The organism is Amycolatopsis speibonae (genome assembly GCF_042647925.1).
In the GTDB taxonomy this organism is placed as follows: domain Bacteria; phylum Actinomycetota; class Actinomycetes; order Mycobacteriales; family Pseudonocardiaceae; genus Amycolatopsis; species Amycolatopsis speibonae.
This window is the reverse complement of the sequence record NZ_JBHRWK010000045.1, coordinates 17,390-42,580: the sequence shown is the minus strand read 5'-3', so window position 1 is coordinate 42,580 and position 25,191 is coordinate 17,390. Positions and strand designations below refer to the sequence as shown.

The window sequence follows — 25,191 nt, the reverse complement described above, 5'->3', positions numbered from 1 at the left end:
CACCACCGATCGTCACAATCCGTGCCCGAAGCTGCCTGGAACCGCCTCCAGCGCCCCCGCTTACCTGCGAAAATGCTAAGTAAGTGGCATTGCCCTGGGACGGGTGGGGGGGTGGGGTACGCGCGGAGTGAAGGAAAAGTGCTGGTCAGGGGGTTGAGCGGCAGGCCTCCAGGCGGCGGGTGAGGAAGCGGCGTTGCGGGGCCGAGCACGGCAGCGCGAGCGCTCGCCGGTAGTGGCCCGCGGCGCGGGCGGGATCACCGGCCCGCAGCCAGAGCGCGCCGAGCGCGGCGGGCAGCAGGGTGTAGTCCGGCAGGTCGGCCTCGACGGCTTCGAGTTCGGCGATCCCCGCGGCGGCGCCGTCCACCATCGCGAGGGCGATCGCGCGATTCAGCCGCGCCACCGGTGACGGGCGCAGCGCCAGCAGGTCGTCGTACAGCCCGACGATCCGGTGCCAGTCCGGCGGCGGAGCCGTGCTGTGGCACAGCGCGATAGCCGCCTCGACGTGATACGCCGACATCTCCGGCCCCGCGCACGCCCGCTCGAACAGCCGCGTCCCCTCGGCGATCATCGCGTGGTCCCAGCGGCCGCGGTCCTGCTCGTCGAGCAGCAGCAGCTCACCGTCCCGGTCGACCCGCGCGGGCAGCCTGCTCGCCTGCAGCAGCATCAGCGCGACCAGCGCCCGCACCCTCGGCAGCTCCGTTTTCGGCTCGGCCAGCAGCAGCCGTCCCAGCCGGATCGCCTCGCCGCACAGTTCGCCGCGCACCGCGACCTCTCCGGTCGTCGCGTCGTAGCCCTCGTTGAACAGCAGATAGAGCACGGAAAGCACACTGTCCACTCTGGACTCAAGAGCGTCCGGCCCGGGAAGCGTGAGCGGTTTCCCGGACTCCCTCAACCATTTCTTCGCCCGCACGAGCCGCTGCGCCACCGTCGCCGGTTTCGTCAGCAAGGCCGCGGCGATCTCGTTCACCCCGAGCCCGCCGACGGTCTTCAGCGTCAACGCCACCTGCGAGACCGTCGGCAGCGCGGGATGACAGCACAGCAGCATCAGCACGAGTTCGTCGTCCGTGCGCCGGTCGACCTCGAAACCGTCGAGCTCCACGAGCCGCGGCAGCAGTGCGCGCAGGGTCCGTTCGCGCCGGACGACGTCCATCGCCCGGTTCCGCGCGGCCCGGAACAGCCAGCCCCGCGGATTGTCCGGCACCCCGGACTGTGGCCAGGTGCGCAAAGCCTGCTCCAGCGCGTCGGCGACGGCCTCTTCGGCCAGGTCCAGCCGTTCCGGGCCGAGCGCCCTGGCCAGCGTGGCGACGATCCGCCCGGCACTGTGCCGGAACAGGTGCTCCACCACGCCGGCCGGGCGGCTCACGACAGCCCGAAGCGGCTCAGGTGTTCCTCGCGCGGCGTGTCGAGATCGAGCACGATCTCGCTGACCACGAACATCCCGGCACCGTCCACCGCGATCGGATGCGTCTCGAACAGCTTCGCCGCTTCGTCGAGATCAGCGGCTTCGACCACGAGATACCCGGCGACGATCTCGCTGGCCTCGGTGAACGGGCCGTCGGTGATCGTCCCGGCACGCACCACCCGCGATTCCGAGTCCAGACCGGCGGCCGCGATCAGCTTGCCGGACGCCCGCAGTTCCTCCTGCCAGGCGAAATACCGCTCGATGCCGCTCTCGGCCGAACCTTCGGCCGGTTCGGCGTCCTGCGGGAAGGTCATCAGACCGACGAACTTCGGCATCGGTCAGTCCTCGCAGCCGCGTTCGCCGACCTTGCGTACCTCGATCGGCCCGAACTCCAGATGCGGATGCGTCGCGAAGATCTTTTCCGCCTGGTCGAGGTCCGCGGCCTCGATCACCTGATAACCGCCGACGACCTCGGTGGCTTCGGTGTGCGGCCCGTCGGTCGCGCCGACCTCGCCGCCGGAACCGCGCAGCACCCGGCCGCTCTTCGACAGCCCGCCGCCGCCGACGAAACGGCCTTCCTTCGTGCGCTCGTCCGCCCAAGCCAGGTAGTTCTCGAGCACGCGTTGTGCCTCGCCGGGGCCGAGGTGGTCGTGCGAGTCCGTCGTGGCGCGGATGAAACCGATGTAGTGGGGCATGTCGTCCTCCCTGGGGATTCGATGGTCCCTAGACGAACGAGCACTCCGCAAATCGACAGTCCCCGCGTCAGTGGCGAAAGAGCCGGTCATGCAGTTCACACTGCCGCGCGAACCAGGCACTCAGCCTGGTCCGGCGGCGGCGACGCTTCAGCACCTGCTGGACTTCGCGCACGCAGGGCGGGTTCTCGTGAGGCGCGAAGGACCTCCCGGTCAGGAGGACGGCGTAGTGGCCGTCCGGGCAGCGCCCGGAAACGGAGATCATGCCCGGCGTCAGGTTGTCCACGAAGTCGATCGAGCCGACTCCGACCACGGACCGCCGGTCGCAGGTGGGGCAGTAGACGACGAACATGTCACAGCTCCAGCCGCCAGGTCTGTCCTGTCAGCTCGTAACCGAAGCCCGGGATCGTCTCTTCGCTCACCAGCTGGAAGCCGGCCTTCTGGTAGACCGCCCTCGCCGCGTCCAGCAGTGAGACCGTCCAGAGTTCGATCGCCGCGTAGCCGGCCGCCCTCGCGAACTCGACGCATTCGGTGACCAGGCGTTTCCCGACCCCGTGCCCCCGGGCGGCCGGTTCGAGCAGCAGCATCCGCAGCTTCGCGGTGGTGCCGTCTTCGCCGGGCATGCAGAAGACGCTGCCGACGCGTTCCCCGTCGAGCTCGGCGATCCAGCCCGCTTGGCGGGGCTCGCCGCGCTTGTCGACGTAGTCCGCGACGACGCGGGCGACGAGGGCTTCGAAGCGTTCGTCCCAGCCGTACTCGCGGGAGTAGAGGGCGCCGTGGCGGTGGACCACCCAACCGAAGTCGCCCGGCCGGGGCGGGCGCAGGACCAGTGTGGGCGCCGGCGCGCGTTCGCCGACCAGCGAGGTGATCGTGCCCATCGCCCCGAGCAGTCGCTCCTGCTCGTCGTCGCCGAACCGGCCGAGCAGCGAGCCGATCCGGCCCACCGATCGTTCGTCGAGGTCGGCGAAGGCCTTCCGGCCGTTCTCGGTCAGCCTGACGACCTGACGGCGGGCGTCCTCGTCACTGCGTTCGCGCGTGAGGAGGCCGCGTTCTTCGAGCTTCGCGAGCAGCCTGCTCGCGTACCCGGCATCGAGATCCAGACGTTTGCGCAGGTCGGTGACCTGAGTCGGGTCCTGCTGCGCGATTTCGAAGAGGACCCTGGCCTCGCTCAGGGAGTACTCGGCGTCGGCTGGTCCTTCGTCGAGGACGCCGATCACGCCGGTGTACAGGCGGTTGAAGGCCCGGACAGTCGCCACCCGGTCCGCGGATCGATTCATTTGACCACCTCAACATATTCGTTGACAAAGTCAAGTATTACCCCGCGAAGCCGCGAAGGCAAGAAATCTTTCAGGGGGTGGACATATGGAAACCCCGTGATGCTGCCAGGTCGGGGGTCCGCCAGCATCACGGGGTCGTAGTGGGTATCGACGCCGCGTTCCGCGGCGTTACACCTCACGCACTATGTGTCGTAGGTCACTCGAATGGGCGACACCTACAACGGTTGTTGTCGGATCAGCGCATGTGCGTGTGGTGCGCCTGGGAGATAGCGATGAGCTCCTGACGAACGGTCGCGGTGGCCGCGGTGTCGATCGCCCGGTTCAGGGCCCGGCGAGTGCGAGCCTCGGCGCGACGGGCTCGGAGCTTGGCGGCGATGTTGTTCATCGGTTTAAGTCATCCCCTTGAGGGTCTTGTGTCTCGGTGGCTGTGCTTCTAGTATGCACTCTTTTTCACAAGGAAGCCAACGATTATCCGGTGACTTGGCACACCTGCCGATGAATCATCGGCAACTTGAGGTGAAATCCGAAGAGATTTGGTGTCGCCGGTCACTTCTTGATAACGCTGAGCGACTCTGGCGCCGTTCGGATACGGCCTCATGCGCCCGAATGGAGCAGCTCAGGGGTGTCTGTCGAAGGTGTGGAGCATCTTCGACTCGAGCGCCGAGGTTTCATCGGCACGCAGAAGGCCCGCCAAAGCGCCGATCTAGGCGTTTCGGAAGGTCGGATACCGCTGAGGTGTGAGGGCGGCCACGGCATCGACCGGTGTCGAACCAGTGTGGCCTGCGTAGCCCTCTATGCGGCTTTCTAGCTTTTCCCCTAGAAAAGGCCAGAGAGGCTTAGTCCCGGCCGAGCAGGTAGTGGCCGAAATGCGGGACGGTGAAGGCGATGTGCCCGCGCTCGGCGGAGTAGACCAGGCCCTTCTTCATCAGGCTGTCCCGCGCCGGCGACAGCGATGAAGGCTTCCGCCCCAGGTAGACGGCCACATCGGCGGTACCGGCGGGCTCGTCCCGGCCCTGTGTCAGCTCGGCCATCGCGAGCAGGTACTCACGTTCGGCGGGCGTCGCGCGCTCGTAGCGGGAGCCGAAGAAGCCGACGGCGAGTTCCGATTCGGCCTCCGGGGCGGCGACCTGGACGTCCTTCACGGTGATCGGGTCGGCGGGCGCGGCGTCCCAGGCGGCCTTGCCGTACGCCTGGATGAAATACGGGTAGCCGCCGGACGCGTCGAACAGGGCGTCCAGCGCCTCCGGTTCGATGCCCGCGTCTTCGCGTTCGATGGGCGCCATCACCGCGAGGTCGGCGTCTTCGCGTTCGAGCCTGTCGATGCGTGCGTAGCGGAAGAGGCGTTCCGAGTAGGACTTCGACGCCGAAAGGACGGCGGGCACGTGCGGCAGTCCCGCGCCGACCACGACCAGCGGCGCCCCGGACTGCGAGAGTTCGTGGCAGGCGGCGCAGAGCGCGGAGACGTCCTCGGGAAGCAGATCCTGGATCTCGTCGATCAGCAGCGCGACCCCGGTGCCGACGTCGGCCGCCAGCTCCGCGACCTCGGTGAACAGCTCGACCAGGTCGATCTCGATGTCGCCCGAATCGGCGCGGCCCTGCGCGGCGGGCACGTCGATGCCCGGCTGCCAGCGGTCACGGAGCTTCGCGTCCGGTTTGTTGGCACGCAGCGCGAACGCCTTGAGCACGCCGAGCACCTGCTCGACCCGGTCCGGCGCACGGTGGCGCACGGCGAGGTCGCGGATCGCGCGGTGCAACGCGGCCGAGAGCGGCCGCCTGAGTTCGGTGTCGGGGCGGGCTTCGATCTTGCCTGCGCCCCAGCCGTGCTTGATGGCCTTCGAACGCAGCTCGCCCAGCAGCACGGTCTTCCCCACGCCGCGCAGGCCGGTCAGCATCAGGCTGCGCTCGGGTCTCCCCCGCGCGACCCGTTCGAGGACGACCTCGAAGGCCTGGAGTTCGCGCACGCGGCCTGCCAGCTCGGGCGGCCGTTGACCGGCGCCCGGGGCGAAGGGGTTGCGGATGGGATCCACTCTCACACGCTATCGGCGTTTCTAGCGTGGACCCGATATTCCGCCATAGAGGGATAGGCGTGTCGCGGCGGGTTACTCCGAGTGGGCGGGTCTGCAGCCCCGTCCACTCGTTTTACTCACTCAGGTTGCGTTCCGCGTAGATCTTCATCGCGTCACGGATGTATTCCGCGGTGCCGGCGCCGTGCCGCTCGTCGTATTTCCCGTAGCGCGGGTCGTCGACGTACAGCTGCCCGAGGCCGATGAAGTAGCTCTTCGACACGGCCCGCACGGACGGCTGAAGCCACTCGTGCAGCCGTCGAACGTTCGCATGGGTGGCGTCGCTGTCCACGGGCACGCTTTCGGCGTGCAGGCGGCCGAAAACGGCCGAGATGTCGAGCTGCTCCTGGCGAACGGCCTTCTTCTGATCGTCGCTGAGCGACTTCCACCAGCGGTCACCCTGTTTGTAGGCATCGGCGCCCCAGCGTTCGGTGACCTCCTTCTCGTACTTCGTGTGGTCGAAGCCGTTGAACATTTCCTCTGCCATCAGTTCCTCTCCTCCTTCCGTCTTCCTCAAGGTCGTCTTGACCGACTCGATCTGCCGCCCGAGGCGCTCTCGCTCCTGCTCGAGCCAGTCCAGGTGCGCGTACAGGGCCGTGGCGGTGTCCTGCTCCCCTTCGAGCACTTCGCCGATCGCGGGCAGGCTCAGCCCGAGCTCGCGAAGCAGCAGGATCCGTTGCAGCCGCACCAGCGCGTCCTGGTCGTAGTAGCGGTATCCGTTGTTCCCCACCCGGCTCGGTTCGAGCAGCCCGACGTCGCCGTAGTGGCGCAGCGTGCGGCTCGTGGTCCCGGCCGAGCGGGCGAGGTCCTGGATCGACCACTCCTTCTCGTTCGGCATGTTCACGAAGGTAGAGGTTGACGTAGCGTCAAAGTCAATCGAAGTTCACCCGGCCGTGGCATGGTGCCCTGATGAAGACATTCGCGCTGGTCGTGGCCGCTGCGCTGACCCTGGGCACGGCCGGGGTCGCCGACGCGCATCCGCGTCGCGCCTTCGACATCCAGGCCCACCGCGGCGGGCTCGGCCTCACGGTGGAGAGCACGCTCGCGTCGTTCGGCAAGGCGATGGAGCTGGGGGTGACCACGCTCGAACTCGACCTCCAGATCACCAAGGACGGTCGCGAGGTGATCACCCACGACCGCAAGACGACAGCCGCGAAGTGCCGTGACACCGCGCCCGCGACGCCCGGAGACCCGGCGTACCCGTATGTCGGCAAGTACGTGAAGGACCTGACGTTCGCGCAGGTCCGGACGCTGGACTGTGGTTCGATCCGGCAGCCCGCCCACCCCGGCCAGACGCTCTCCCCCGGCGCCAAGATGCCGACGTTGGCCGAGTTGTTCCAGCTCGCGCGCGACCACCGTGCCTGGGGCGTCAAGTTCAACATCGAGACCAAGGTCGAGGCCGCCGCGCCGCAGGAGACCGCGCCGCGCGAGCAGTTCGTCCAGCGGGCGGTGCGCGAGATCCTGCGCGGCGGATTCGCGCACAACGTCACGGTCCAGAGCTTCGACTGGGGTGCGTTGATGCTGCTGCGGAAGGTCGCGCCGTGGATCCCGACGGTCGCGCTGACCCAGCCGGAGTTCCTCCAGGTCGGGCAGCCCGGCAAGTCGCCGTGGCTCGGCGGGCTCGACATCGACGACTTCGGCGGCAGCCCCGTCCGCGCGGTGAAGTCGTTCGGCGCGAGCGCGCTCTCGCCGGTGCACGGCAACCCGCAGGGCGGCAAGGTCGGCGACCCCGACTACCGGCCCTTCACGACGAAGGCGCTGGTCACCGAGGCGCATCGCGCCGGGATCAAGGTCGTGCCCTGGACGATCGACGACCCGGCCACCATGCACAAACTCATCGACGACGGTGTCGACGGCCTCATCACCGACTACCCGGACCGCCTGCGCGAGGTCGCGACCGACCGCGGCTTCAAGCTGCCGAGGGCGTATCCGGCCCGCTAGCGGAATCTAGCGCTGTCTAGTGCCAGAGAAATATTTCGGGATACTCCGTTAGCGCGGTTCGGCGGAGTGGCGGGCGGGAAGACTGGGGATAGGTTTGTTTCCCGGGTCCGGATCCAGAAAGGTTACGACCGTGATTCTCCGTCGCGTCGCACGTCCGCTCCTCGCCGCGATCTTCATTTCCGGCGGGATCGGCGCGCTGAAGGACACCCAGGGGCACGCTAAGGCCGCGGAGCCGTTCCTCACCGAGTCCTTCGACAAGCTGGAGGGCGTGGTGCCCGAGGCGGTGCCCCGCGATCCCGCCACCCTCGTCCGGATCGACGCCGCCGTGAAGGTCGGCGCCGGGCTCGCGCTCGCCGCGGGCAAGGCGCCGCGCCTGGCCTCGCTCCTGCTGCTCGGCAGCCTCGTGCCGACGACCCTGGCCGCGCACCGGTTCTGGGAGATCAAGGAACCGGCCGAGCGTCAGCAGCAGCAGATCCAGTTCATCAAGAACGCCGGCCTCGCCGGTGGCCTGCTGCTGGCCGCCGCCGACACCGCCGGCAAGCCTTCGCTCGGCTGGCGTGCCAAGCGGGCCGCTTCCAAGACGGAGAAGCGCGCCGAGAAGCTGGCGAAGAAGGCCGAGAAAGCCATCAGCAAGTAGCTCGGCTCAAGGCAATGTCATGAACGTCCCTTTCCTGACGAAAAACGTCAGGAAAGGGACGTTCATGACACTTGCGGGACCGCGGGCTCACTCGGTCAAGGCGGCGATGTCTTCCATCTCGACGACCGTGCGGACCTCGACCTCGATCTCGTCGAACAGCGCCGCGTAGGTCTCCGCGAAAGCCACGGCCTCCGCCAGGTCCTTCGCGTTGATCAGCGCGAACCCGCCGATGACCTCCTTGGTCTCGGTGAACGGGCCGTCGGTGGCGGTGATCTTGCCGCCCCGGACCTTGCGGACCTTCGCGCCCCGCTCCGACGGGTGCACGCCCTCCGCCGTGATGAGGATGCCCTTCTTGAACGAGTCCTCGACGAAGGCGCCCATCTGCTCGATGAACTCCTTGCTGGGGTTCCAGGCTTCCGGGGCGCTCTCGTCCAGCCGGTGCATCATCAGAAACCGCATCGTTGCTCCTCAGTGTCTTGGCGAGGCTGTTTCTACCTCGCCTTCACCGACGCGTCGAGCGGCTCGACGGCGCTTCGACATTTCTGCCGAAAAATTCTCAGCGGCTCGCGACCTTCTTGTACTGGGCCGTCGCGAGCGGCGCGAAGATCGCGATGATGGCGATGCAGCACAGGATCGCGTACAGCGAGGCGTGCTCGGCGGGCCAGCCCGTCGGGGCCACGCCGAAGCGGTTCCCGAACAGGTCACGGGCCGAGTTGATCACCGCGGTGAACGGGTTCCAGTCGGCGATCGCCTTCAGCACACCCGGCAGCTTGTCCGCCGGGACGAACGCCGTCGAGATGAAGCTCAGCGGGAACATCCACATCAGCCCGGCGCTCTGCGCGACCTCGACACTGCGCGCGACCAGCCCGATCCACGCGCCGACCCAGGACAGCGCCCACGCGAACATCAGCATCACCAGGTAGCCGAGCACCGCGTCGAGGAAGCTGCCGCGGATCCGCCAGCCGACGAGCAGCCCGCACAGCGACATGACGACCAGCGCGACCACGCTGATCACCAGATCCGACGTCGTCCGGCCGAAGATCACCGCGAGCCGGGAGATCGGCAGCGAACGAAACCTGTCGATGATGCCCTTCTGCAGGTCGTTCGCGAACCCGATCACGGTGAACGCCGAGTTGAACGCGACTGTCTGCGCGAAGATCCCGGCGATCAGGAACTCGCGGTACGCGAGCCCTCCCGCCTCCCCGCCGATCGCGTCGCCGAAGACGTACGCGAACAGCAGCACGAACATGATCGGCTGCAGCGTCGCCGCCATCAGCCAGTCCGGGTTGCGCTGGACGTTCTTCAGGTTCCGCCAGGTGATCACGCCACCGTCGGAAAAGGCCTTCGCGACCGCGCTCACTTCTTGTCCCCCTCGTCCGTGGCGTGCCCTGTCAGCGAAAGGAAGACGTCGTCGAGCGTCGGCCGGTGCAGCGCGACGTCCTGGACGGCGACACCCTGCGCGTCCAGCCGCCGCAGCGCCTCGATGAGTGCCTTCGGCCCGCCCTCGACCAGGACGTCGACCTTGCGGGTGTGTTCGTCGACCGACGGCGTCCCCGAGCCGACCTCGGCGAGCACCTGCGTGGTCGCCGCGAGGTCGTCGGCGGAGGCCACGACCAGCTCCAGCCGCTCGCCGCCGATCTCCTGTTTGAGCTCGTCGGCCGTGCCGCGCGCGATGACCTTCCCCTTGTCGATCACCACGATCGAGTCGGCGAGCTGATCGGCCTCCTCCAGGTACTGCGTGGTCAGCAGGACGGTGGTGCCGTCGGCGACGAGCTCCTTGATGACGTCCCACGTCTCGATCCGGCCGCGCGGGTCGAGCCCGGTGGTCGGTTCGTCGAGGATCACCACCGTCGGCTCGGCTACCAGCGCGCCCGCGAGGTCGAGCCGCCGCCGCATACCGCCGGAGTACGTCTTGGCGGGGCGGTCCGCCGCGTCCTCCAGCCGGAATCGCGAAAGCAGCTCGCGCGCCCTGGACTTCGCCGCGGCCTTCTTGCTCCCGTACAGCCTGCCGACCATGTACAGGTTCTCGAACCCGGTGAGGTTCTCGTCCACGGCGGCGTACTGGCCGGACAGCCCGATCGACCGCCGGACGGCGTCGGGCTGGGCCAGCACGTCATGCCCGGCCACCTCCGCTTCGCCCGAATCCGGGCGGAGCAGCGTGGTCAGGATGCGGACCGTCGTCGTCTTGCCGGCGCCGTTCGGCCCCAGCAGGCCCAGCACCTTGCCCGTCGGGATCGACAGATCGACCCCGTCGAGTGCCCGGGTGGAACCGTAGGTCTTGACCAGCGCTTTCGCCTGAACTGCGAACATGCGGACAAACTAGACCCCGGCACCGACAAAGGCACCGGGGTTTTTCCCGGATCTGCTCCAGGCGAACGGACTACTTTTCGAGGATCGCGGTGACGCCCTGGCCGCCCGCCGCGCAGATCGAGATGAGCCCGCGGCCGGATCCCTTCTCGCTCAACAGCTTCGCGAGGGTGGCGACGATACGGCCGCCGGTCGCGGCGAACGGGTGCCCGGCCGCCAGCGACGAACCGTTGACGTTCAGTTTCGCCCGATCGATGGAGCCGAGTGGTTCGTCGAGGCCCAGCTTCTCCTTGGCGAACGCCGGGTCCTCCCACGCCTTGAGGGTGGCGAGCACCTGCGAAGCGAAGGCCTCGTGGATCTCGTAGAAGTCGAAGTCCTGCAAGGTGAGCCCGGCGCGCGTGAGCATCTGCGGGACGGCGTACGCGGGGGCCATCAGCAAGCCCTCGTCGCCGTGGACGTAGTCGACGGCCGCGGTCTGCGAGAACGTCAGGTACGCCAGCACCGGCAGCTTCCGCGCCTTCGCCCACTGCTCGGTCGCGAGCAGGACCGTCGACGCGCCGTCGGACAGCGGCGTCGAGTTGCCCGCGGTCATCGTGCCCTCGGGGCCACCGAAGGCGGACTTCAGCTTCGCGAGCTTCTCGACACTGGACTCCGGGCGCAGGTTCTGGTCGCGGGCCAGCTTGAGGTACGGCGTCACCAGGTCATCGAAGAAGCCCTTGTCGTACGCGGCGCCGAGACGCTGGTGGCTGGTCGCGGCGAGTTCGTCCTGCGCCTCGCGCGTGATCTCCCAGACCTTCGCGGTCAGCGCGGCGTGCTCGCCCATGGACAGGCCGGTGCGCGGCTCGGAGTTGCGCGGGATCTCGGGAACGATGTGCCCGGGGCGCAGCTTCGCGGCGAGCTTCAGCCGTTCGGGGAGCGTCTTCGCGGCGTTGAGCTGGACGAGGATCTGACGCAGGTCGTCGTTGACGGCCAGCGGCGCGTCGGACGTGGTGTCGACGCCGCCCGCGATGGCCGAGTCGATCTGGCCGAGGGCGATCTTGTTGGCGACGTTGACGATCGCCTGCAGGCCGGTGCCGCAGGCCATCTGCACGTCCGACGCCGGAGTGGCGGGGTTCAGCCTGCTGCCGAGGACGCATTCGCGGGCGAGGTTGAAGTCGCGGGCGTGCTTGAGCACCGCGCCGGCGGCGACCTCGCCGATCACCTCGTCCTGCAGGGAGAAGCGGCTGACCAGGCCGTCGAGGGCGGCCGTGAACATGTCCTGGTTCGACGCCTTCGAGTACGGACCGTTCGAACGGGCGAAGGGGATCCGGTTGCCGCCGATGATCGCTACCTTGCGCACGGGTGCCGTCCTTTTCGTGGCCATTTTTTCCACTCCTCCGTAGGCTCTCTCACACTGTAACCTACTAGCGAGTAGGTTAGAATGCGACGTGATGCTCACTGCACGGGAGGCACGAGATGGCTGACAGGTACCAGCAGTTCACGAAATCCCCCGTGGGGAAATTCGTGGTGCCGAAGCTCGGCCTGCCGAACCCCGCGACGCTCCGCCGGTACAAGCCCGGCCAGCCCGCTCTCGAAGGTCCCGCACTTCTCGGCGCCGCGCCAGGTGGCCGCCTCGAAAAGGTGATCGAGGCTCAGCTGCACCGCGCGGGCATCGAGGTCATCTCGACGGCGGCCGACAAGCACGCCGCGCTCGTCTTCGACGCGACAGGTGTGAAGGACCCGAAGCAGCTTCGCGAGGTCTACGACTTCTTCCACCCGGTGATCCGGAGCGTCGGGCCGTCTGGCCGCGTCGTCATCCTCGGTACGCCGCCTGAGCTGACCGAAGGGCACGAGCGGATCGCCCAGCGCGCGCTCGAAGGCTTCGTCCGTTCCGTCGGTAAGGAACTGAAGCGCGGCGCGACCGCTCAGCTCGTTTACGTCGCCGAAGGAGCCGAAGAGGCTACTGAGTCCACGCTCCGCTTCCTGCTGTCGTCGAAGTCCGCCTTCGTCGACGCCCAGGTCATCCGCGTCGGCACCGAGGCCAAGACCGCCTCCGCCCCGGCGGACTGGGCGAAGCCGCTTGACGGCAAGGTCGCCCTGGTCACCGGCGCTTCCCGCGGTATCGGCGCCGCCATCGCCGAGGTGCTGGGCCGCGACGGCGCGCACGTCGTCGCGCTGGACATCCCCGCTCAGGGCGCGGATCTGTCGAAGGTGGCCAACAAGGTCGGCGGCTCGGCACTGCAGCTGGACATCACCGCCGCCGACGCGCCGGAGAAGCTCGCCGAGTACCTGACCACGCGTCACGGCGGCGTCGACATCGTCGTGCACAACGCGGGAATCACGCGGGACAAGACGCTGGGCAACATGACCGAAGGCGGCTGGGACTCGGTCATCGCGGTCAACCTCGCGTCGCAGCTCGCGGTCAACGAGAAGCTGCTGGCGGACAAGGTGCTGCACGAGAACGGCCGGATCATCGGCGTCTCGTCGATCGCGGGCATCGCGGGCAACGTCGGCCAGACCAACTACGCCACCAGCAAGGCGGGCGTCATCGGCATGGTGGACGTCGGCGCGCCGAAGCTCGCCAAGTACGAGGCACGCTCTCCCGCCGAGGGCTCGTCGACGCAGTACGGCGGCACGATCAACGCCGTCGCGCCCGGTTTCATCGAGACCAAGATGACGGCCGCGGTCCCGTTGTTCATCCGCGAGGGCGGGCGACGGTTGTCCAGCCTCGGCCAGGGCGGGCTCCCGGTCGACGTCGCCGAGACGATCGCCTGGTACGCGAACCCGGCCTCGGCCGCTGTCAACGGCAACGTGGTCCGCGTCTGCGGCCAGGCACTGCTGGGGGCATGAGGATGGCGGTCAAGGAACTCCACGAGTCGCCGAGCCTGTCTTCGCTGTACCCCAAGGCGTTGCTCGGCTCGCTGCGCAAGAGCGGCGGAAGCACGCTGCCGTCGACCGAGTTCGTCCGCGAGGGCGTCGTCGTCGACCCGGCGCACCTCGCCGCGTACAACCAGGTGTGCGGATTCCGGCTGGACGACGTGCTCCCGGCGACGTATCCGCACATCCTCGCGTTCGGCCTGCAGATGGCGCTGATGACCGAGGCCGACTTCCCGTTCCCGCTGCTGGGCATGGTGCACGTCGCCAACCGGATCACCCAGCACCGGCCGCTGCGGCTCGACGAGTCGTTCACCCTGCGGGTGCGCGCCGAGGATCTGCGCCCGCACGAAAAGGGCAAACAGTTCGACGTCGTCAGCGAGCTGCTCGTCAACGACAGCCCGGTGTGGACGGACGTCAGCACGTACCTGCGCCGCGGTGGCGGCACCGGCGAGAAGACCTCGCGCGGTCAGCTCTCGCAGCCGTCGCCCAAAGCGCTCTGGCGCGTGCCCGGCGACATCGGCCGCCGGTACGCCGAGGTCTCCGGCGACCGCAACCCGATCCACCTGCACCCGATCACCGCGAAGGCGTTCGGGTTCCCGGCCGCGATCGCGCACGGCATGTGGACGAAGGCGCACGCGCTCGCGGCGTTCGAAGGCAGGCTTCCGGAGGCCTTCGCCGTCGACGTCAAGTTCAAGCAGCCGGTCCTGCTGCCCGCCAAGGTGGCTTTCACCTCGTGGAGCGAAGGCGACGGCTGGGCGTTCGAGCTGTGGAACGCGCGCAAGCCGAAGCCGCATCTGGAGGGCTCAGTCGTCGCTCTCTGACGGCTTCCAGATCTCACCCTCGACGAGGTCGTTGAACCCGAGCCAGACCAGGTTCATCAGCCACGAGGCGAGCACGCCGTCGGAGACATCGGGGTGGTCGAGCGCCCAGTCGGCCAGCGACTCGGCCGCCCCGACCAGCGCGGCGGACAGTCCCGCGCCGGAGAACTCGGCCTGCTCGCCGAGGCCCTTGCGGGTGCCCGCGGAGACGACCAGCGCGGCGACCAGCTCGATCGCGCGGGTGCGCATGTCGGTGATCTCCGCGGCGAAGGCGCCGCCGACGGTCATGGCCTGGCGGTGCAGCACCGTCCAGGACTCGCGGTACTCGGCGACGAACCGGTAGAACGCGCGAAGCCCGTGCCAAAGCTGCATGTCGGGCGGCAGATCGGGTTTGATCCCGCCCTGCACCGCCTCCAGCAGACGGGTGGCTTCGCGGCGGATGCACGCGCCGAAGAGGTCTTCCTTGGAGCCGAGGTAGGTGTAGATCATCGGCTTGGACACGCCGGCGACCTCGGAGATCTCGTCCATCGACGCGGAGTGATAGCCGTAGCGCGAGAACACCGAGACCGCTGCGTCCAGGATCTGGCGTTCCCGCACCGCTCTCGGCAGCCTTTTGGCGCGTTCGGCGGGACGCGGTACTTCCTCGGACACTCAAGACCTCCCATTAGTCGCGTAAGACGCTACCGGGCCCCTTCGGGCAAAGGTGATTTCGGCACGCTTGCCCGCCTACCTACTGACGGGTAGCCTTACGCTGGGGTAGGCGAGGTGGAGGGAAAATGACCGAGATCGTGGGGCTGACCGGCCGCGCGCTGGTCGACGCGCTGGAACGGATCGAGCCGGATTCGGCCGAGGCGCACTCTCTCGACGTCAACGAGGTCGCGGGCGCCATCGACCCGAAGGAACTCGGCAAGGACGACGTCCGGCGGCTGCTGACCGCGCTGGGACGGCTCGCCCAGGACGCGCCGGCGTTCGACCTCCGCAAGGTCGACCCGGTCCGGTTCGCGAACCTCGTCGCGCGGGCTTCGCGCACACAGCTCGAGAGCGTCGTCGCCGAAAGGCCGCTTCGCGAGCGGGTCCTGCGCGAGATCTTCGACCGCATGGGCGCCCACATCCGGCAGGACCGGGCGAAGACACTGCACGCCGTCGTCCACTGGCGGCTTTCCGGCGGCACCGGCGACGGCGGGTACGACCGCTACGAGACGGTGATCTCGCACGGTGAGTGCACGGTCAGCCAGGACATGAAGGAGAAGCCGAGGGTGACGATCACGATCGCGCCCGTCGATTTCTTCCGGCTCATCACCCATCAGGCGACACCGGCTGTGCTATTCGTCACGGGAAAGATCAAAGTAAAAGGTGACCTGGCATTCGCGGCGGGCCTGATCGGTTTCTTCGACCTTCCGAGAACGCACGAGCCGTCCTGAACCCGGCCGAGCAGATACACTTCCGTGCCGTGCCCCGAAATTCTCCGAACCGGCGCTGGCGGGACAAGGTGCGCCTTTCCCGTCCCTTGCGGCTGCACAAGACACGCACCGCGGGCGAGCACGTCATCAACGCTTTCGCGGAGAAGCTCGAACTCGCCAAACTGAGCCCGGAGCAGTTCACGCAAGTGCTGGAAACCCTGCACATGCTGGGCGAAACCGGCGCGGGCATCGAGTTGAGCTCACTGGAGACCGAGGTGCTCGTCGACGTCGTGCAACGGGCGTCGCGGGAGCAACTCAAGGCGATCGCCGACCATCCGGAACTGCGCTCGGCGTTCCTCGACGAGATTTTCCGCAGAATGTCGGACCATTTCGTTCCCGAACGCGCGAGGCATGTCGACTTCGTCGTCGCTTGGCGTTTCACCGATGGTGACGGGGAAGACGGTTTCGATCGCTTTCAAACGGTCATCGAAGACGGCGTCTGCGTTTCGAGCACCGATCTCGCGCGCACTCCGGACACCACCATCACGCTGTCCGTCGACGACTTCATCCGGATGGCCACCGGCAACGCGGCGGTGGCGGCGATGTTCGTGACCGGCAAGGTGAAGGTGAAGGGCGAGTACGCGCCGGCCGTGCGGTTCAGCGGCTACTTCGACATCCCGAAGCCGAGCGGGGGCTAGCCACCTGGCTCGTCGAGCGTTCGCTGAGGTGTGCGGCGATAGCGGACATTCGGACTGCGGAACTTGCGTTCGGTCGCTTCGATCAACCCTTGCCGGAGCAGGGTGCTCAGCCATCGCGTGACCGTGCGGTCATGGAGCCCGGTGGCGGCGACCAGATCGGCGCGTGTCGATTCACCGTCCCCCAGCGCGGCAAGGATCTCTTCGCGGCGATCCGCACGATGCTTCACGGGGGCCGGGCTGCCGGACGAATGAGGGGCCGCGTCCTCGGCGAGGGTGTACTGCGCGTAGCGCCGACCGCCACCCGGGACCAACAGGCCCCTGGCCACAAGGTCGCCGAGTTCCTCGGTGGCCACTCGAGAGTCGAGGTCATTGGCGTTCCGGTATGCCTGATTGTTGAGCGTCTCCCCATGGAACAGCATGGCCAGGCCGTGGCATTGGCTGTCGCTGAGTCCGTGTTCGTTGAGTGAACCGATCCATCGGACCGCGTCGTTCCCCATCAACGTATGGTTCGGGAAGGTCGCGGTGAAAGTGGAGATATTGTCGGCGAACCGAGGCGGACTGAGCTTGGCGTCTCGCATCGCGGCCAGCATCGTCGGGATTCCGGAGCCGTGATTTTCGCAGATCGGCCGGTCCGATCCTGGGACGGGGGAATCTTCGAGGATCTTCAACAAGGTCGCGTTGCGGGCCGAAGAGGTGCCCTCGACGCCCAGGTTCTCCTCCCGGACCGATCCGAACAAGCCGCCCGCGTTGCGGATGACCAGACGGTCGGGGTACATCTCGACCTGCACCTGTGTTCCCAGTGAGGGGCCCGAGTAGTCGCGGTGCACGAGCGCGTTCACGACTGCTTCGCGCAAGGCTGCCTCGGGGTATTCGTAGGCCTCGGCACGGCCGGATCCGCGTACGGTGGACCGGCGCTTCATATTGCGACGAAGAGCCAAGAGCGCCTCGTCCACCATGATCGGAATAGGGCCCTCGGCCGCGACATTGTCGATGAACCGTGTCCCATTTCGTGGATCTGGTCCTGATTTCGTCGGATAGTGGACAAAGGTCAGCATGAGCTGAGGGAAGAACTCCTGGGGGTACTCTCCCAGCGCCAGTAATCCGGCCAGAGAGAGTTCATCGCCTATGAGTACCTTCGCCCGTCGGAGTGCGGCGGTGGCGTCCAAATCCGCGAACGCTCTGCCGCGATGACGGCGTAGCCTGCTCAGGAAGGTCTCGACGAGCTGGTTGTCGAGGTTCGCGATGGTCGTTCCGGAAACGGGTTGCTCGTCGTCCCGAGGTTGACCTCGGTTCGCCACCATCAGCTGTACTTCATATGGGCTCAGCTTGCGATCTCCGTCGGCGACCCTGACGAAACTTCCCTGCGTCATGCCGATGCCGCGGCTGAAGGAGGGCTTCGTGCTTTGTGGAAGTTCGGGGATCTCCGCGACCACCAGATCCGCGCCCTCGAAGCGGTGAGTCCCGATAAGCGGGCGTAGCGGTGGCTCCAAGTTCTCCGAGCACGTCGCGGCGAGATCGGCTTCCATCTTCGCGGGGTCGCGAACACCGGTTGCCTCGAACCCGTTGGCCTCGTCGAGGCCGAGGATCAGAACACCCCCGTTGGTGTTGGCGAACGCCGATACCGTTTCGCGGACGCTCTTCGGCAGCTTGGTCTCAGCTCGTTTGGCTTCGACGAAGGCATGGTCGCCGCCGAGGTCGCGCAGGTTGGCGATGATCTCGGCGAGTTCGTCATAGAGCATGTGGCCGTCCCAGCTTAGACACTAGCTTGGACACTAGCTTAGACACTAAGCCTTAGTGTCTAAGCTAGTGTCCAAGCTGGGCTCAGCCCTCGACGATGCGGCCCTCGATCACCGGCGGCTGCTTCTTGACGGCCTCGGCGGGCGGCGTGTCCATGACGACCTCGCTGTCCACCACCATCACCGGCCCGCGGGCGCTGTTGGCGAACTTGACCGCCCGGCGCTGCATCCGCTTCTGCCAGACCTTGCGCGCGACGCTGCGGGTCGGCGGCAGGATGAACAGCAGGCCGATGACGTCGCTCACGAAACCGGGCAGCAGGATCAGCAGGCCGCCGAGGCCGATCAGCATCCCGTCGGTGAGTTCCTTCTCCGCGTCGGCGGGGCGGCCGAGGCGCGCGGACTCGGCGAACGCACGGAAGGCGCGGCCGCCTTCGCGGCGCGCGAGCCAGGACCCGATGAACGCACCGGCGAAGAGCAGCGCGATCGTGCCGAGCACACCGATGGCCGAGCCCACCGCCCACACGGCGGCGATCTCGGCGACGACATAGAGCAGGAACGCGACAGCCATACTCCGACAACGTACGGCCTGCCCGTTTTGCTCCCGAACCCCCGATACGGTGACCTGGGTCAACCGAATCGGCGCAGGAACTCCTCCGCCTCGCCTGGCCTGGTCAGCACGATCCGCTGTGCGTGCGCCCCCTGCTCCGCGAGTCGCCGCACCGTCCGCTCCCGGTGGTGTTTCGGCCAGCGCCAGACGTAGAGGCCGAACTCCAGATCCAGTCTTTCGGGGCAGCCGGGCGCCTGCTTGTCCTGGCCGTATTCGCGCAGGGTGCGCACCAGCACCCGCCGGAGACAGACGCGGCGCGGGTAGTCGAGGAAGACGATCGTGTCCGCTCGCGGGAGCCGGAGATGCATCGACGACCCGTAGTTCCCGTCGATCACCCAGGAGTCGGACGCGACGATCTCCTGTTGCGCGGCGTGGAACTCGGCGTCCGGCGCCGGTGTCCACCCCGGCCGCCAGTAGAGGCGGTCGAGATGGGTGACCGGGAGGCCGAGCGCGGCGCCGAGCCGTCGCGAGAACGTCGACTTCCCGGCGCCGCTGCAGCCGACGACCATGACCCGCCGCATCGTCAGCCGACGGCTTCGTCGAGGTACGCCGCGGCCTGCAAGGTGAACAGGTCGGCGTAGCCCGCCTTCGCCGCCATCAGCTCGTCGTGCGTCCCGTACTCGGCGACCTTTCCGTGCTCCAGCAGTAGGATCCGCTCCGCCTGCCGGACGGTCGAGAAGCGATGCGAGATGTACAGCGTCGTGCGCCCTTCCGAAAGCTTCCGCAGGCGCGAGAAGAGGTCGTGTTCGGCCTGGGCGTCCAGCGCGGACGTCGGTTCGTCCAGGATCAGGATCGGCGCTTCCCGCAGGAACGCCCTCGCCAGCGCGATCTTCTGCCATTCGCCACCGGAAAGGCTGACGCCCTGGTCGAACCAGCGGCCGAGTGGGCTGTCGTACCCCGTCGGCAGGCGCTCGATCCGGTCGTCGGCACCGGCTCGTTTCGCCGAGGCTTCGATCCGTTCGCGGTCGACGAGGTGGGTCAGGTCGCCAAGGCCGATGTTCTCGGCCGCGGTGCCCTGATACGTCACGTAGTCCTGGAACATCGCGCTGATCCGCTTCCGCAGCTCCACCGGGTCGTACTCGCGGATGTCGACCTCGTCGAGCAGGATCCGCCCGCCCGTCGGGTCGTACAGCCGGCACAGCAGTTTGAACAGCGTCGACTTCCCGGCTCCGTTGCGGCCGACGACGGCGACCGTCTCACCGGGCCGGATCTCGAAGCTCACGCCGTCGAGAGCGGGTTCGGCCGCCCCGGGATAGGTGAAGGACACTTCTTCGAACTGGATGTGTCCCTCCACAGTGGACGGAAGGGGACGCGGCTTCGGCGGCGCGACGATCTCCGGTTCCGTGCCGAGGAAGTGGTAGAGCGTGTCGAGATAGAGATTGTTCTCGTACATCCCGGAAAACGCGGTGAACAGGCCTTGGACGGACGTCTGCACCGACGCCGCGGCGGCCGTGTACAGCGCGAGATCGCCGAGTGTGAGCCTGCCGCCGACGGCCTCCAGCGCGATGTACAGCGCGATCGCGGATCCGGCGGCGGTGCTCAGCAGGCCCCACGACGTCGAACTGATGCTGCGCTTGCGGGTGAGTGTCCGCTGGCGGTCGTAGAAGACCTGGCCGAGCCGCTGGAACCGGTCGACGAAGTACGGGCCGAGCCCGAAAAGCTTGGTCTCCTTGGCATAGGTGTCCGTGGTGACCAAAGAGGACAGATAGTCCATCCGCCGTTTCAGCGGTGACATCATCAACGTCAGCCAGAAGGCGCGGGCACCGTACTTCGACTGCGAGATGAACGCGGGGATCGGTGCCACGAGCGCGACGAGCGCGAGCAGCGGGCTGATCGAGACGAGCAGTGCGATCATGCTGCCGAAGGTGATCATCGTCCGGATCAGGCCCAGCGCCGAGTTCATCATCGACAGCGGCCGGGTCGGCGCCTCCTGTGCGGCCTGGCGCAGCATGTCGTAGGACGCGGAACCTTCGAAGTACGACAGATGCAGCTTGCTCGCGTGGTCCATCACCTGGTGGCGGATGGTCAGCGTCATCCGTTCCTGCAGCAGCGCCTGACCGTAGGTGGTCAGCGCCTGCGAGAGCGCGGTCAGCACGAGGACGCCGAACTGGAACAGCGCGACACCGACGATCGCGTTCTTGGTGCCGTGGCCCTGGATCGCGGCGACCACCGAGTCGATCAGCAGCTTCGCGACATACGCGGTCGCCGTGGGCAGCAGACCGGAAAGCAGGGTCACCGCGGTGATCGTGATGGTCAGGAACGGGCTCGCCTGCCAGGTCAGCTTCGCGACCTTGGGCAGCCCGCGGACCGTGCCCGCGATGTTGACCCACATGCGGCTGAGCCGGGACTTCAGGTCTTTCGGGAGGGCTTCGGGTTCGGGCTCCGGGATGTCGACCGGGCCGGTCAGCCCGCTGTCGGGCACCGTCGACGGCGGGCGTCGTCGTCTGCCGCCCCGTGCCAGCAGCATCTCGATGCCGCCACCGCCTCCTCCGGGCGGGCCGCCGATCACGCGGCCTCCACGGCGCCGTTGAGGAAGACGTCGACGAGTTCCATCGTGGTGGGTTCGTCGCCGTTCGCGTCGAACCGCATCCGGCCGCTGAACAGCAACGACAGGAAGAGCGCCGCCAGTTGCGCCGCCGGCAGCCGAAGCCGTTTCTGCTCCGGTTCGAACAGCTCGGCCATGGCGTCGCGCATCACGGTCATCGACTCCCGGCGCCGGTCCCTGCCGTCGCCGGGGTCGTGGCGGTGCTCGGGCCGCTTGCCGGAGCCGTGCATGACCGCCATCAGCGCGCCCATCCGCTGGAGATGGGCGCTGAGCGCGTCGGCCGCCTCGACGAGCCTGTCGTCGAGGGGTTGTTCGAGATCGATCACCGCGATGGCGTCGAGCACCTGGTCGGGCTTCAGCGCTTCGGCGAAGCAGGTGGCGAAGAGTTCGTCCTTGTCCTTGAAGACACGGAAGACCGTGCCTTCGCCGATCCCGGCGGCGCGGGCGATCTGGCTGGTGGTGACGCCGGCGCCGTGCTCCACCATCAGCGGTAGCACGGACTGGACGATCATCCTCCGTCGCTCTTCGGGGCTCATCCCCGGCGCTCTCCGCCGGGCGGTGGTGTCTGTCATGCGCTCCAGTGTGCGGAGTGAGCGCTCACTCCGTCAACTGATTAACGATCGCGGTCTCCTCGGGCGCATGGAGCTGACGGTCTTCGCGATCTCCATCCCCGGCGGCGAGAAGCTGCCGTGGCGGCGCCCGGTGTCGCGCGTAGTCGGCTGCCACCTGCCACCCAAAAGCGCTTGAGGGTCAGTCGTCCTCGACGGCGTGCAGGATCAGCTTGGTGAGATGCGGTCGCCAGGCATCGGGGATGAGGTCCGGCAGGGTCGCGCTGGACGCGATGTCGGCGGCGACGATGACCGGCTGGTTGGTCACGCCGGAGAACATGGCGCGATCACGTTGGTCGTCACTGGCCAAGACCTTGAGGGCTTCCTTGTGGAAGGACTCTCCATCCGTGTCGTCGGAGCGGCCCCTCAACTCCTCGCGGCTTGGGTTCATGAAGTCCATCTCGAGCACTCCAGACATTGAGCCACCCTTTCGCTCAGCCTAACTCATGTATCGCTTGACCACGGCATTCTGAAGGCGTTGATAGCACTTATGGAACATCACCCTTCGGCCGAACAGGTATACGGCCATGGCGGAGAGTGAGATCGTGCAAATCAGTACGCCGACTCGTGAAAAACTGTCGACGAGAAGCGCGGACCAGCCTGTGGTGGCGGCCTCCACCGCGCGGTTGATCATCGTGCTGACCAGCGTGTAGAAGGTCGAGAGGCCGACGAGCAGCAGGCCGACACGGTTCACCAGGGGAATCCGTGAGCGAATTTCTTGCTGGAAAGCCTTGGAAAACCAGATCGAGGCGAAACCGGGCAGCGCCACGAACAGAGCGGTGATGTTGGTTCCCGCGGTGGTGGTCATCACGAGCGCGTCCCAGGCGCTCCAGAACAACCAGAGGAAGGCCGCGGAGAAGAAGCAGAGCCACGTCGCGGCCGCCGTCGTGCCCGGCGGCCGTTCGCGGACGTAGGCGTACGCGTAGAGAAGGTGATCACTCGTCGCGGCTTCTCGAAGATTGCGGCCGTAGAGGTGCGCGATCGGTCCTCCGGCGTCCTTGTCGCCAAGCGTCTCCGCGTCGTTCTCGGCGCAGAACTTGTCGAGCGCCTTTTCTTGATCCTTCTGTGGTTTTCGAAGGGTGTTCTGAAGGACGAACCTCTGTTCTTCGAAATAGGTTCCGGTCGGCGACGGCATCGTGAAGTGGTAGCTGCGGCAAAAGCTGTGCATCGACAGCGGCACCCAGAACCTGAAGGGCTCCTGGCCGACCGCACGGCGAGCCCATTCAACCGAGCGTTGGAGGAGCCTGCGGCCGCGCAGCGGGCTTCCCTTCGATGGAGCCGGCGGGTACTCCGCGGCGAACCGGGTTCGGTAGGAGAGAGTCAGACGCGCGGTTTGCCCCGGATGTCTCGTCAGGTGGACCCACGACAGGTGACGGGTCGCGACATAGCGGCCGAGCACTTCGATCCGCTCCAGCGTTCCAGGGTGCAGAAGAAGACCTGATTTGCTGGCTTCCCGCAGCTTGCGGATGGACTTCCTGGCATTCTGCGATGCTTCGCGCTTGTTCGCCGTCGGCAACGACAGGTACTGACGTTTCGCGTGCTCGATACGGTTTCGCTCGTGGTCGTCAAGGCCGTTGGGGGCGATGTCGACGAGCGCCCAAAGGACTTTGAGGAGCCAGGTCGTCCGGTCTCCCCATTCCGTACGGCCGCAGACGTAGAGCTGTTCCCTTTTTTGATCTTCCACGGTGAAGTCCGTCATGAGTCTGCCGCGGCGCATGACGTGAATCGGCACGACCAGAACCGGATTGGCTTCGTTGAAAGCCTTGATGAAATCGGGATCGTCGACTTTCGGGTGACCCGGCAAGGCCTCGGCGAGCGTCGGCAGATGCCAATCCAGGATGAGCTTCCGCCTGCATTCCCCGTGATCGATTTCGACATGCTCGATAACGCGCGCGAACGGGCCCTCTTCGCCTTGGACCAGTCGAAGCGCCAGCGCGGTGGAGTATGCCTTGGCGATTTTCTCGATCAACGCGTCGTCGGTCATTTCGAGCCCTCCCCGGCCTGCGACTTCCCGCCTTCCTGAGGTGGGTGTCGAGGGCTCGGACGACTCTGTTACGCGACGTGATGACGCCGTTAACTCGGAGTTGTCAGAGAAAGTGCTACAGGGCCGAGCAGGCCGAAAATCGACAACGGGCCCGGGCCGAAAGGCCCATGCCCGCGTCAGACGCGGCGAAGGACGCTTTCCCCGAATCGCATGCGGGGAAAGCGTCCTTCGGCCGCTCTGGTCAGTAGGTGATCGCGACCGCGGGGTCGGCCAGCAAAGCGCCGACGTCGGCCAGGAACTCCGAACCCTGCTGCCCGTCGACCACGCGGTGGTCGAAGCTCAGCGAAAGCTGGAGAACCTTGCGCACCTTGATCTCGCCGTCGACGACCCACGGGGTGTCCTTGATCGCGCCGAGGCACAGGATCGCGGACTCGCCGGGGTTGATGATCGGCGTACCGGTGTCGACGCCGAAGACGCCGACGTTGGTGATGGTGATCGTGCCGCCGAGCATGGCAGCCGGGGTGGTCTTGCCCTGGCGGGCGACGTCGGTCAGCTCGGTGAGCGCGATCGCGAGTTCCTTGAGGGACATCGAATCCGCGTCACGGACCTTGGGCACGACGAGCCCGCGCGGGGTGGCCGCGGCGATCCCGAGGTGCACGTAGTCCTTGTAGACGATCTCCTGCGCGGCCTCGTCCCACACCGCGTTGACGTCCGGAGTGCGCTTGGCCGCCAGGCAGACGGCCTTCGCCGCGAAGGTCAGCGGGGTGACCTTGACCCCGGCGAACTCGCGCGACTTCTTCAGCTTCTCCCGGAATTCCATCATCGGCGTGACGTCGATGGTGAGGAACTCCGTGACATGCGGGGCGGTGTAGGCGCTCTGCACCATCGCCGCGGCGGTGGCCTTGCGGACGCCCTTGACCGGCACCCGGCGTTCCCGCGTCGCGGGGTCGTAACCACTGTCCACAACGGACTGAACAGTGGTGGGTGCGGTGGAACCGTTGGCGGCGGCATGGACGTCGTCACGGGTGATGACGCCGCCGTCGGCGGTTCCGGTGAGGGCGTGCAGATCGACGCCGAGGTCCTTGGCGAGCTTCCGCACCGGCGGCTTCGCCAGCGGCACGTACCCGCCCTTCGGCTTCGAAGGCGCGACAGGTGGCACAGGCGCAACCGGGGCGACAGGAGCAGGCGCGGGAGCCACGGCCACCGGAGCAGGAGCGACGGCCACGGGAGCACCCGCGCCCTTCCGCGCCCGGCGCTGCGTGACGACGGCCTTGGAGCCGTAGCCGACCAGCGGCTTCATCTCCTCTTCGGCCGGCTCCTCCGCCGCCGGAGCGGCGGCGGGAGCGGGTGCCGGGGCCGCCTTGCCGCCCGGGTCGACGTCGATGGTGAGGATCGGCGCGCCGACCTCCACCGTCTGACCCGGTTCGACGAGCAGCTCGGTGACCACGCCCGCCCACGGGATGGGCAGTTCGACGGCGGCCTTCGCGGTCTCGACCTCGACCACGATCTGGTTCACCGTCACGGTGTCACCCGGCTTGACCTGCCAGGCGATGATGTCGGCCTCGGTCAGCCCTTCCGCCGTGTCGGCGAGGGGAAAGTGTTTGTACTCGGGCATTTCAG

The 25,191-nt window shown here is 67.3% G+C and carries 27 protein-coding genes; 6 read left to right on the top strand and 21 right to left on the bottom strand.

The features are described 5' to 3' along the window. Positions 1–145: 145 nt before the first annotated feature. From ACFOSH_RS27520 to ACFOSH_RS27485, 8 genes are all read right to left on the bottom strand, one after another. Positions 146–1,363, bottom strand: a complete 1,218-nt coding sequence (locus ACFOSH_RS27520) for an RNA polymerase sigma factor (RefSeq protein ID WP_378241960.1) — start codon at positions 1,361–1,363, stop codon at positions 146–148. Then, on the bottom strand, positions 1,360–1,737 hold the full coding sequence (locus tag ACFOSH_RS27515; RefSeq protein WP_378241959.1) for a YciI family protein: 378 nt from the start codon (positions 1,735–1,737) through the stop codon (positions 1,360–1,362). The genes ACFOSH_RS27520 and ACFOSH_RS27515 overlap by 4 nt, the downstream gene beginning before the upstream one ends. Before the next feature lie 3 nt (positions 1,738–1,740). Next, a complete protein-coding gene (locus tag ACFOSH_RS27510; RefSeq protein ID WP_378241958.1) occupies positions 1,741–2,097 on the bottom strand; it encodes a YciI family protein in 357 nt (118 codons plus the stop codon). A gap of 67 nt (positions 2,098–2,164) precedes the next feature. Continuing rightward, positions 2,165–2,446 (bottom strand): hypothetical protein, encoded by a 282-nt coding sequence (locus tag ACFOSH_RS27505; RefSeq protein WP_378241957.1) that lies wholly within the window; start codon positions 2,444–2,446, stop codon positions 2,165–2,167. A gap of 1 nt (position 2,447) precedes the next feature. Next, complete coding sequence (locus tag ACFOSH_RS27500; RefSeq protein WP_378241956.1) at positions 2,448–3,371, bottom strand: bifunctional helix-turn-helix transcriptional regulator/GNAT family N-acetyltransferase; 924 nt, start codon at positions 3,369–3,371, stop codon at positions 2,448–2,450. 235 nt (positions 3,372–3,606) lie between these two features. Next, on the bottom strand, positions 3,607–3,756 hold the full coding sequence (locus tag ACFOSH_RS27495; RefSeq protein ID WP_005155873.1) for a hypothetical protein: 150 nt from the start codon (positions 3,754–3,756) through the stop codon (positions 3,607–3,609). 451 nt (positions 3,757–4,207) lie between these two features. After that, positions 4,208–5,398, bottom strand: coding sequence for an AAA family ATPase (locus tag ACFOSH_RS27490; RefSeq protein WP_378241955.1), 1,191 nt, complete (start codon positions 5,396–5,398; stop codon positions 4,208–4,210). Positions 5,399–5,510: 112 nt separating this feature from the next. Continuing rightward, positions 5,511–6,272: a MerR family transcriptional regulator gene (locus tag ACFOSH_RS27485; RefSeq protein ID WP_378241954.1), complete on the bottom strand. Its 762-nt coding sequence runs from the start codon at positions 6,270–6,272 to the stop codon at positions 5,511–5,513. 71 nt (positions 6,273–6,343) lie between these two features. Here ACFOSH_RS27485 and ACFOSH_RS27480 point away from each other — a divergent pair, with 71 nt between their 5' ends. Then, a complete protein-coding gene (locus ACFOSH_RS27480) occupies positions 6,344–7,375 on the top strand; it encodes a glycerophosphodiester phosphodiesterase family protein (protein WP_378241953.1) in 1,032 nt (343 codons plus the stop codon). A gap of 130 nt (positions 7,376–7,505) precedes the next feature. After that, positions 7,506–8,012 carry a DoxX family membrane protein gene (locus ACFOSH_RS27475; RefSeq protein ID WP_378241952.1) on the top strand — a complete coding sequence of 169 codons (507 nt, stop codon included), beginning with the start codon at positions 7,506–7,508 and terminating at the stop codon, positions 8,010–8,012. Between the two features lie 87 nt (positions 8,013–8,099). Here ACFOSH_RS27475 and ACFOSH_RS27470 read toward each other — a convergent pair whose 3' ends face one another. The 4 genes from ACFOSH_RS27470 to ACFOSH_RS27455 all read right to left on the bottom strand — a co-directional run bounded on the left by ACFOSH_RS27470 (position 8,100) and on the right by ACFOSH_RS27455 (position 11,682). Next, complete coding sequence (locus ACFOSH_RS27470) at positions 8,100–8,471, bottom strand: YciI family protein (protein WP_378241951.1); 372 nt, start codon at positions 8,469–8,471, stop codon at positions 8,100–8,102. Positions 8,472–8,568: 97 nt separating this feature from the next. After that, entirely contained in the window at positions 8,569–9,372 is an 804-nt protein-coding gene (locus ACFOSH_RS27465) for an ABC transporter permease (RefSeq protein WP_093935018.1), read from the bottom strand. Continuing rightward, positions 9,369–10,322, bottom strand: coding sequence for an ATP-binding cassette domain-containing protein (locus ACFOSH_RS27460; protein ID WP_378241950.1), 954 nt, complete (start codon positions 10,320–10,322; stop codon positions 9,369–9,371). Before ACFOSH_RS27460 ends, ACFOSH_RS27465 begins: the two co-directional genes overlap by 4 nt. A 70-nt stretch (positions 10,323–10,392) precedes the next feature. Beyond that, complete coding sequence (locus ACFOSH_RS27455) at positions 10,393–11,682, bottom strand: acetyl-CoA C-acetyltransferase (RefSeq protein ID WP_378241949.1); 1,290 nt, start codon at positions 11,680–11,682, stop codon at positions 10,393–10,395. A 92-nt stretch (positions 11,683–11,774) separates the two neighbouring features. Here ACFOSH_RS27455 and ACFOSH_RS27450 point away from each other — a divergent pair, with 92 nt between their 5' ends. Both ACFOSH_RS27450 and ACFOSH_RS27445 read left to right on the top strand, forming a co-directional pair. After that, positions 11,775–13,148, top strand: coding sequence for a 3-oxoacyl-ACP reductase (locus ACFOSH_RS27450; RefSeq protein ID WP_378241948.1), 1,374 nt, complete (start codon positions 11,775–11,777; stop codon positions 13,146–13,148). A gap of 2 nt (positions 13,149–13,150) precedes the next feature. Beyond that, on the top strand, positions 13,151–13,996 hold the full coding sequence (locus ACFOSH_RS27445; RefSeq protein WP_378241964.1) for a MaoC family dehydratase: 846 nt from the start codon (positions 13,151–13,153) through the stop codon (positions 13,994–13,996). On the opposite strand, the gene ACFOSH_RS27440 is transcribed toward ACFOSH_RS27445, so the two are convergent. Further along, on the bottom strand, positions 13,979–14,644 hold the full coding sequence (locus tag ACFOSH_RS27440) for a TetR/AcrR family transcriptional regulator (protein ID WP_378241947.1): 666 nt from the start codon (positions 14,642–14,644) through the stop codon (positions 13,979–13,981). The genes ACFOSH_RS27445 and ACFOSH_RS27440 overlap by 18 nt on opposite strands. 125 nt (positions 14,645–14,769) lie before the next feature. On the opposite strand from ACFOSH_RS27440, the gene ACFOSH_RS27435 reads away from it, so the two are divergent. Beyond that, the gene (locus tag ACFOSH_RS27435) at positions 14,770–15,414 is read left to right on the top strand and encodes an SCP2 sterol-binding domain-containing protein (protein ID WP_378241946.1); all 645 of its coding nucleotides are present in this window, start codon (positions 14,770–14,772) and stop codon (positions 15,412–15,414) included. 86 nt (positions 15,415–15,500) lie between these two features. Beyond that, on the top strand, positions 15,501–16,091 hold the full coding sequence (locus ACFOSH_RS27430) for an SCP2 sterol-binding domain-containing protein (RefSeq protein ID WP_378241963.1): 591 nt from the start codon (positions 15,501–15,503) through the stop codon (positions 16,089–16,091). On the opposite strand, the gene ACFOSH_RS27425 is transcribed toward ACFOSH_RS27430, so the two are convergent. The 8 genes from ACFOSH_RS27425 to ACFOSH_RS27390 all read right to left on the bottom strand — a co-directional run bounded on the left by ACFOSH_RS27425 (position 16,088) and on the right by ACFOSH_RS27390 (position 25,186). Continuing rightward, positions 16,088–17,830 (bottom strand): ATP-binding protein, encoded by a 1,743-nt coding sequence (locus ACFOSH_RS27425; RefSeq protein ID WP_378241945.1) that lies wholly within the window; start codon positions 17,828–17,830, stop codon positions 16,088–16,090. The genes ACFOSH_RS27430 and ACFOSH_RS27425 overlap by 4 nt on opposite strands. Positions 17,831–17,912: 82 nt before the next feature. Continuing rightward, entirely contained in the window at positions 17,913–18,395 is a 483-nt protein-coding gene (locus tag ACFOSH_RS27420) for an FxsA family protein (protein WP_378241944.1), read from the bottom strand. Positions 18,396–18,454: 59 nt separating this feature from the next. Further along, positions 18,455–18,955: a DNA topology modulation protein FlaR gene (locus ACFOSH_RS27415; RefSeq protein ID WP_378241943.1), complete on the bottom strand. Its 501-nt coding sequence runs from the start codon at positions 18,953–18,955 to the stop codon at positions 18,455–18,457. 2 nt (positions 18,956–18,957) lie between these two features. Further along, a complete protein-coding gene (locus tag ACFOSH_RS27410) occupies positions 18,958–20,907 on the bottom strand; it encodes an ABC transporter ATP-binding protein (protein WP_378241962.1) in 1,950 nt (649 codons plus the stop codon). A 32-nt stretch (positions 20,908–20,939) separates the two neighbouring features. Continuing rightward, positions 20,940–21,515 (bottom strand): TetR/AcrR family transcriptional regulator, encoded by a 576-nt coding sequence (locus ACFOSH_RS27405; protein ID WP_378241961.1) that lies wholly within the window; start codon positions 21,513–21,515, stop codon positions 20,940–20,942. A 214-nt stretch (positions 21,516–21,729) separates the two neighbouring features. After that, positions 21,730–22,005: a hypothetical protein gene (locus ACFOSH_RS27400; protein WP_378241942.1), complete on the bottom strand. Its 276-nt coding sequence runs from the start codon at positions 22,003–22,005 to the stop codon at positions 21,730–21,732. A gap of 21 nt (positions 22,006–22,026) precedes the next feature. After that, the gene (locus tag ACFOSH_RS27395; RefSeq protein ID WP_378241941.1) at positions 22,027–23,571 is read right to left on the bottom strand and encodes a hypothetical protein; all 1,545 of its coding nucleotides are present in this window, start codon (positions 23,569–23,571) and stop codon (positions 22,027–22,029) included. Between the two features lie 241 nt (positions 23,572–23,812). Next, positions 23,813–25,186, bottom strand: a complete 1,374-nt coding sequence (locus tag ACFOSH_RS27390; protein WP_378241940.1) for a dihydrolipoamide acetyltransferase family protein — start codon at positions 25,184–25,186, stop codon at positions 23,813–23,815. Positions 25,187–25,191: the final 5 nt, after the last annotated feature.

Excerpts from the sequence above, each read along its gene's own strand:
- ACFOSH_RS27515 (WP_378241959.1), bottom strand. The coding sequence starts at position 1,737 with ATGCCGAAGTTCGTCGGTCTGATGACCTTCCCGCAGGACGCCGAACCG.
- ACFOSH_RS27510 (WP_378241958.1), bottom strand. The coding sequence starts at position 2,097 with ATGCCCCACTACATCGGTTTCATCCGCGCCACGACGGACTCGCACGAC.
- ACFOSH_RS27505 (WP_378241957.1), bottom strand. The coding sequence starts at position 2,446 with ATGTTCGTCGTCTACTGCCCCACCTGCGACCGGCGGTCCGTGGTCGGA.
- ACFOSH_RS27500 (WP_378241956.1), bottom strand. The coding sequence starts at position 3,371 with ATGAATCGATCCGCGGACCGGGTGGCGACTGTCCGGGCCTTCAACCGC.
- ACFOSH_RS27495 (WP_005155873.1), bottom strand. The coding sequence starts at position 3,756 with ATGAACAACATCGCCGCCAAGCTCCGAGCCCGTCGCGCCGAGGCTCGC.
- ACFOSH_RS27485 (WP_378241954.1), bottom strand. The coding sequence starts at position 6,272 with ATGCCGAACGAGAAGGAGTGGTCGATCCAGGACCTCGCCCGCTCGGCC.
- ACFOSH_RS27480 (WP_378241953.1), top strand. The coding sequence starts at position 6,344 with ATGAAGACATTCGCGCTGGTCGTGGCCGCTGCGCTGACCCTGGGCACG.
- ACFOSH_RS27470 (WP_378241951.1), bottom strand. The coding sequence starts at position 8,471 with ATGCGGTTTCTGATGATGCACCGGCTGGACGAGAGCGCCCCGGAAGCC.
- ACFOSH_RS27460 (WP_378241950.1), bottom strand. The coding sequence starts at position 10,322 with ATGTTCGCAGTTCAGGCGAAAGCGCTGGTCAAGACCTACGGTTCCACC.
- ACFOSH_RS27455 (WP_378241949.1), bottom strand. The coding sequence starts at position 11,682 with ATGGCCACGAAAAGGACGGCACCCGTGCGCAAGGTAGCGATCATCGGC.
- ACFOSH_RS27450 (WP_378241948.1), top strand. The coding sequence starts at position 11,775 with ATGGCTGACAGGTACCAGCAGTTCACGAAATCCCCCGTGGGGAAATTC.
- ACFOSH_RS27445 (WP_378241964.1), top strand. The coding sequence starts at position 13,151 with ATGGCGGTCAAGGAACTCCACGAGTCGCCGAGCCTGTCTTCGCTGTAC.
- ACFOSH_RS27435 (WP_378241946.1), top strand. The coding sequence starts at position 14,770 with ATGACCGAGATCGTGGGGCTGACCGGCCGCGCGCTGGTCGACGCGCTG.
- ACFOSH_RS27425 (WP_378241945.1), bottom strand. The coding sequence starts at position 17,830 with ATGCTCTATGACGAACTCGCCGAGATCATCGCCAACCTGCGCGACCTC.
- ACFOSH_RS27420 (WP_378241944.1), bottom strand. The coding sequence starts at position 18,395 with ATGGCTGTCGCGTTCCTGCTCTATGTCGTCGCCGAGATCGCCGCCGTG.
- ACFOSH_RS27415 (WP_378241943.1), bottom strand. The coding sequence starts at position 18,955 with ATGCGGCGGGTCATGGTCGTCGGCTGCAGCGGCGCCGGGAAGTCGACG.
- ACFOSH_RS27405 (WP_378241961.1), bottom strand. The coding sequence starts at position 21,515 with ATGAGCCCCGAAGAGCGACGGAGGATGATCGTCCAGTCCGTGCTACCG.
- ACFOSH_RS27400 (WP_378241942.1), bottom strand. The coding sequence starts at position 22,005 with ATGTCTGGAGTGCTCGAGATGGACTTCATGAACCCAAGCCGCGAGGAG.
- ACFOSH_RS27395 (WP_378241941.1), bottom strand. The coding sequence starts at position 23,571 with ATGACCGACGACGCGTTGATCGAGAAAATCGCCAAGGCATACTCCACC.
- ACFOSH_RS27390 (WP_378241940.1), bottom strand. The coding sequence starts at position 25,186 with ATGCCCGAGTACAAACACTTTCCCCTCGCCGACACGGCGGAAGGGCTG.